This is a genomic window from uncultured Senegalimassilia sp., from assembly GCF_934636665.1.
Classification (GTDB): domain Bacteria; phylum Actinomycetota; class Coriobacteriia; order Coriobacteriales; family Eggerthellaceae; genus Senegalimassilia.
In genome coordinates, this window is sequence record NZ_CAKUAT010000024.1 from 20,446 (window position 1) to 27,016 (window position 6,571).

A 6,571-nucleotide genomic window follows, 5' to 3' on the forward strand; every position below is an offset into this window, starting at 1 on the left:
ACAGCTCCTCTGAAGGATAAGGTTTGGATGTAAGCAGTATAGGGCACCTCGAAGGTAGCGAGAAGGGCCCCGGCCTCGAATCCGCCCCGTCACCGCAAGACCGGTACGTATGGTACCTGCCTTGCGGGCCGGGCCGGTTCGAGAACCGGAGCCCCTTCAAACGCCGAGGGCGCGCCGCCTTCGCAGGCAGCTCACGCCGATTACTCGGTGCGCTCGACTTCCTTGATGGTGTAGCCCTCGATGGTGTCACCAACCTTGAGGTCCTGGTAGCCGGCGATGCCGATGCCGCACTCGTAACCCTGCTTGACAGCCTTCACGTCATCCTTGAAGCGCTTCAGGGATGCAAGCTCGCCCTCGAAGATGACGGTGCCTTCGCGCACGAGGCGGATCTTGTCGTCGCGGTGCAGCTCGCCGTCGGTGATGTAGCAACCGGCGATGGTGCCCACCTTCGGGACCTTGAAGGTCTCGCGGACCTCGGCGGTACCGGTGTCCTCCTCGACGATCTCGGGCTTGAGCAGACCCACGCGGGCCGCGTTGATGTCCTCGATGGCCTGGTAGATGACGCGGTACAGGCGGATGTCCACCTTCTCCTTCTCAGCCTGCTGCTTGGACTTGCCGGTCGGGCGCACGTTGAAGCCGATGATGATGGCGTCGGAGGCCGCAGCCAGCGTGACGTCGGTCTCGGTGATGCCGCCGACCGCGGAGTGCACGATGTTGATCTTGACCTCGGACTGGTCCATCTTATTGAACGCGTCGCGCAGCGCCTCGATGGAGCCCTGCACGTCGGCCTTCACGATGAGGTTCAGGTCGGTCTGCTTGCCCTCCTCGATGCGGTTGAACAGGTCGTCCAGGTTCATGTGCGACTTGGTCTCCTGCTCGGCCAGGCGTGCGCGCAGCGCGCGCTCCTCGGCCAGCTTGCGGGCATCGCGCTCGTCCTCGAACACGCGGAACTCGTCGCCGGCGACCGGCACGCTGTTCAGGCCCAGGATCTCGACCGGGTAGGAAGGCGCAGCGCCTTCGACGTGCTGACCGCGCGGGTCCACCAGCGCGCGGACGCGTCCGTAGGACGTGCCGGCGACGACGGTGTCGCCCGGATGCAGCGTGCCGCGCTGCACGAGCACGGTTGCCACAGGGCCGCGGCCCTTGTCGAGGTTGGCCTCGATGACGAAGCCGGAGGCCAGCGCATCGGGGTTGGCGCGAAGCTCGAGCACGTCGGCCTGCAGCAGGATGGTCTCGAGCAAGTCGTCGATGTGCAGCTTCTTCTTCGCGGAGACGTTGACGAACATGTTCTGTCCGCCCCAGTCCTCGGGGATAACGCCGTACTCGACGAGCTCCTGGCGCACACGGTCGGGGTTGGCGCCGGGCTTGTCGATCTTGTTGACGGCCACCACGATCGGCACGTTAGCGGCCTTAGCGTGGTTGATAGCCTCGATGGTCTGCGGCATGACGCCGTCGTCGGAGGCGACGACCAGGACGATGACGTCGGTCACCTGGGCACCGCGGGCACGCATGGCCGTGAAGGCCTCGTGACCCGGCGTGTCGATGAAGGTGATCTGGCGATCGCCGATGCGCACGACCGAGGCGCCGATGTGCTGGGTGATTCCGCCGGCCTCGCCCTCGGCGACGCCGGTGTGGCGGATGGCGTCGAGCAGCGACGTCTTGCCATGGTCGACGTGGCCCATGACGGTGACGACGGGCGGACGCGGCTTGAGGTCATCGTCGCTATCGTGGTAGACGATGGCGAACTCTTCCTCGGGGGACACGACGCGCACCTTGCGGCCCATGTCGTCGGCGATGAGCTCGACGAGCTCGTCGGACATGGACTGGGTGAGCGTAAGCACCTGGCCGAGCATGAACAGGCGCTTGATGACGTCGTTGGGCTGCACGCCCAGCAGCTCGGCGAACTTGGCAACGGTGGAACCCTGCGGGATCTCGACGACGGAATCGTCGAGCACAAGGCTGGGATCGAGGCCTCGCTCGATGGCCTCCATCTCCATGCGCTCGCGGGCCTCGGCCTCGCGCTTCTGCTTGCGCTTCTTACGACGGCCCTCGCCCTCATGGGAGTTGGCGGCGGCAACGGCGGCACGCGCCTCGGCGAGCACCTTGTCGCGCTGCAGCTCCTCGGCCTTCACGGCCATCTGGGCGTAGCGGTCCTCCCCCGACGCCTGCTGCTCGAGCTCGGGCACGTGCTGCTCGACGTGCATGCCCTTCTTGCCGTGCTTGCGGGCGCCGCGCTGCTGCTTGTTGGCATCGGCGCCGCGGGCGGGCTGCTCGGCCTTCTGCTTCTCGATGCGCTGCTTCTCGGACTCGATCTGGGAAAGCAGGCTATCGAAGCTGGACTTTCGGGCACCGAGCACCGGAGCCTGGCGCTTGGGCGCCGGGGCTGCGGGCTTGTGGGCAGAGCCCTTGGAATTGCGGTTGCGCAGGGCCTCCTCGACGGCCTGCTTCTTGGCGACTTCCTTGGCCATGGCTGCGGCGCGGGCACGGGCCTTGCGCTCGGCGGCCTCGCGGGCAACGCGCTCCTTCTCGGACTCGATCTGGTTTGCCAGGCTCTCGAAGGGGTTGTTGGTCACCTTCTTGGCCTGCGGCTTGGCGGCGGGCTTGGCCGCAGGGACGCCCTCCTCGGCGCGCTTGGCGCGCTCGGCCTCGCGGGCTGCACGCTCCTGCTCGACGGCCTCGCGACGGGCGCGCTCGGCCTCGGCCTGCTGACGCTTGGCCTCGGCGCGCTCCTCGGCGAGCTGCTTGGCCTCTTCGGCCGGAAGCTCGCCCGCGCGTTCCTTGATCTCAGGGGACAGGTTCTGGCGAACCTTCTCCACATCGGATTCAGCCAGCATGCTGGCATGGCTTTTCGCGGTGATCTTCATTTCATGGAGCTTATCGAGCATGTCCTTGCTGGACATGTTGAACTCCTTCGCCAACTCATGTACTCGCATGCTGGCCATATACCACTCCTCTACATTTCCCTCGCATCGCGCGCGTGCGCGGCGATATCGGCGGCGATCCGGTCGTAATCATCGCTGCCGAGCGTCGCCTTAAGCGCTCGGTCGAGCTTGTTCCTCTTGCACGCGGCTGCGAAGCATTCCGCGGAGCACACATAGGCGCCCCTACCCGGTGCGCGGCCGGTGGCATCGAACGCAACGGCCCCCTCAGGGGTGCGTACGATGCGCAGCAGGCCCGTTTTATCGGCCTGCGCGCCGCAGGCGATGCAGCTGCGTTGTCGTTTGCCCGTGTTGGTTGCCGTTGCCATATGTGACGCCTATTCCTCGTCCAGGCCGTCGTGGATGCCGCAGAAGCAGCTGTCGGGACGGGCATGGTTGCGGCAGCGAACGCCGTTCTCGTCAACGTAAGCGCACAGTTCTTCCTCGTCCTCGAGGTCATCCTCGTCGATGAGCATGTTCTCGGTCTTCGGAAGCGGGGCGCCGGTGAAGCTGGCGGACTTGATGTCGATATGCCAACCGGTCAGGCGTGCTGCCAAGCGGGCGTTCTGGCCCTCCTTGCCGATGGCCAGCGACAGCTGGTCGTCAGGCACGATGACGGTTGCGTAGTTGTTCTCCTCATCGACCAGGACGCGATCGACCTTGGCCGGGGACAGGGCGTTTGCCACGTAGCGGGCCGGGTCCTCGTCCCACTGGATGACGTCGACGCGCTCGTTGCGCAGCTCCTCGACGACCATGCGCACGCGGCTGCCCTTGGGGCCGACGCAGGCGCCCACGGGGTCGAGGTTGTGCTCACGGGAGGTGACGGCGACCTTGGAGCGGGCGCCGGGCTCGCGGGCGATGGACTTGATCTCGACCAGGCCGTCGTAGATCTCGGGAACCTCGATCTCGAACAGACGGCGGATAAGGTCGGGGTGCGTACGGGACACGACGATGGCCGGGCGGGCCTGCTCGCCGCGCATGCGCGGAGCGTCCGAACCGGGATCGCGAACCTCGATGATGAGCACCTTCAGGCGCTGGTTATGACGATAGTGCTCGCCGGCGGGGCGCTCGTTGCGCTCGCCGGGATAGCGCTTCACGTCGTAATGCGGAAGCTCCGCCTCGACGCCGTCGCGGATCTTGATGATGGTGAAATCGGGAGTGCCCTGCAGCACGGTGCCCGTGACCAGGTCGCCGACGCGGCCGGCGAACTCCTCGTAAATGGACTGGCGGCCAGCCTCGCGAACGATGGAGCTGATGACGCTCTTGGCGTTCTGCGCGGCGATGCGGCTGACGTCGGCGGGGGTGACGTCGCGCTCCTCGAACTCGGAGTACTCGCCGGTCTCCTCGTCGGGCTCGCCGACCGGGACCAGCTCGTAGACGTAGATCTTGCCCGTCTGGCGGTCGATGGTCACTCGAGCGTCCCACTCGAGGTCGAGGATATGCTGATAGCTTTTGGCCAGGGAGGCTTCCAAGCGGTCGATCAGATAGAACTCGTCGATCTTGCGCTCATGGGCCAAGGCCTGCAAAGCCTCGATCAACTCAGAACTTGCCACGTTTTAGCTTCCTTTCTCCAAACAGCCCCTGCTAGGAGCTGAAATCCACGATGCCCTTCAGGTGGGCGCGTTTCATCTGATCGATCGGCAGGACGGCCTGCTGGCCGTCGACGTCCATGACGACGTTGCCGCCATCGGCCGAAACGATCGTGCCGGTGAAGTTGCTGCGCCCATCGATGGGATGCGCAAGCTTCACCACGGCCTGCTGACCGGCGTAACGCGCGAAATGCTGCTCCGTGCGCAACGGGCGGTCGATGCCCGGCGAGGACACCTCAAGGGTGTAGGCTCCGGGGAACGGGTCGAGCGCATCCATGATGTCGTTGATCCATGCCTGCGCTTTCGCCAGTTCATCGAAGCTCACGCCCTCGGGCGTGTCTATGAACACGCGAATAGTAGGCGCCTTCTTGGCGCCTACGACCTGCACGGTCACGATCTCAACGCCTTCGGACGCCGCACGGGGCTCCAGCGCGTCAAGCAGCTCGGTTTCCTTCTTGCTGAGCACGCTCATAAGCTCCTTTCTGTGCCCTAACATACAAAAAAGCGGGTAAAAACCCACTTTCCGTCTGCGAAAGTATGGTGCGCGCCGTCGCGCGCTTGCTGCAATGCAAATTGTTTATACCATACGGAAGATCGATTTACCAGCATCGCCGTGCGCAGACGCAAGTTCACCATAAAACGCAATATGCGCCGCTTTTAGACGTTCAAACCACGTCATATGGTTGCGCACGCATCTGCAAGGAAAAACCGTGCGCCGCAACGGGGTTCGCGATCGCGCAGATCTTCGCTGGATACCGGCGATATAGATGAGAAGGAAACAGAGGAGAAACCTGTCTCCAAACACATACGCTCGAACGTCGCGAGCGAACGGGCTTGGGAAAACACATCGAGCGACCCCGTTCCTCCTGCCGCGGGCATGCACTTGCTCAACGCAGAAGCCCTACCGTCGGGAGCCGAAAGAACCGCTCCCGCACTGGGCGCAGCCGCATCATTCCCGAGAGCCGCGCCCTCGCCGGGTACATCTGCACCGCCCCCGATAGCCGCACGCTCGCTTTGCGCATCCAGCCCATCCTCGGCGAACACGCCTTGCGCAACCCACAGCCTTCCTCCGGGCGCCAGCACCCGGGCGAATTCGGCAAGCAATGCAGGCATAGACCACGCAAGATTCAAAACGCTGTTGATATACACGAGATCGAACACGGCATTTCCTATCCCAGCACCGGAAAGGTTTTCAGGAAGCGCTTGCGAAAAACGCAAGTAATGCTCCCAGGACGAGCCAGCCCAATGATTCTTCGGGGCCGCAGCACATGCGGCAGCAACATTGTCCGCATCAGGATCAACGCCAACGACGAACCCCGAGGGTCCCACGGCATCCGCCAAAGCGAACGCCCCCTTGCCTTTTCGACAGCAAACATCCAGGACCCGCTTGCCCTCGATATCGCAGGGAATGCTCATAGCGCAGCGGCCCTGAAACCCGGCTGCAGGTGCAAGCGATGCGTAATAGGACAATGCGGGCACCAATGATCCAGCAATCCGCTCACTCACAGCAACTCTCCTCGCCTTCTAAGAATCCCGATCAGAGTCAGAAATAACGAGTTAGAACTCGTATACCGTTAGGGCTACATAATATTCTAGTGCGACAACTATTTGAGAAAAACGCTTGAACGCAACCTTTAAACCAGAACTCAACGCCACCCGGCTTCAACCAGATGTCAAGAGGTAGAAATGCTGTTAACGTAGTAACAATCAGGCTTCTCGAACCGCCGAATTGGACACTTTGTTTCGAATGTCCCATATAACAACATTGGTTGATTCATATTTACCACACATCTTCCCCACTGCTCTTACTCATGCTCATCAGGGCTTATATGCCGCATGCATGGGTTACTATGCATCGCTTCTATCATTTGCCTGAGAAACCGCTAGATTTCATGCATTAGACCAAAGCGTTGAAAGTGCGCAAAATGGGTGGCGTCAAAGGGATTCGGTTGAAGGAACCGATCCCAATTTCCCAAAGGAGGATTTGATGAGCAAATTGTCCAAGGAGCAGTTCGAGGCCTACCTCGAGCAGATCAAGAACCTGGCCGAGGGCCCGTTCGAGGA

5 protein-coding genes are annotated in these 6,571 nt (G+C 62.7%); all 5 read right to left on the minus strand.

The genetic code is table 11. The annotated features are described in order from the left end of the window. Positions 1 to 200 precede the first annotated feature (200 nt). The 5 genes from infB to Q0G75_RS08860 all read right to left on the minus strand — a co-directional run bounded on the left by infB (position 201) and on the right by Q0G75_RS08860 (position 6,013). The gene (infB, locus tag Q0G75_RS08840; protein WP_294416790.1) at positions 201 to 2,942 is read right to left on the minus strand and encodes a translation initiation factor IF-2; all 2,742 of its coding nucleotides are present in this window, start codon (positions 2,940 to 2,942) and stop codon (positions 201 to 203) included. 11 nt (positions 2,943 to 2,953) lie between these two features. Then, positions 2,954 to 3,247 carry a YlxR family protein gene (locus tag Q0G75_RS08845; RefSeq protein WP_294416788.1) on the minus strand — a complete coding sequence of 98 codons (294 nt, stop codon included), beginning with the start codon at positions 3,245 to 3,247 and terminating at the stop codon, positions 2,954 to 2,956. Positions 3,248 to 3,256: 9 nt separating this feature from the next. Further along, positions 3,257 to 4,471, minus strand: a complete 1,215-nt coding sequence (gene nusA, locus Q0G75_RS08850; protein WP_114621227.1) for a transcription termination factor NusA — start codon at positions 4,469 to 4,471, stop codon at positions 3,257 to 3,259. A 31-nt stretch (positions 4,472 to 4,502) separates the two neighbouring features. Further along, a complete protein-coding gene (gene rimP, locus Q0G75_RS08855) occupies positions 4,503 to 4,979 on the minus strand; it encodes a ribosome maturation factor RimP (protein WP_220241238.1) in 477 nt (158 codons plus the stop codon). Between the two features lie 203 nt (positions 4,980 to 5,182). Then, positions 5,183 to 6,013 (minus strand): methyltransferase domain-containing protein, encoded by an 831-nt coding sequence (locus tag Q0G75_RS08860; protein ID WP_294416780.1) that lies wholly within the window; start codon positions 6,011 to 6,013, stop codon positions 5,183 to 5,185. Positions 6,014 to 6,571 lie beyond the last annotated feature (558 nt).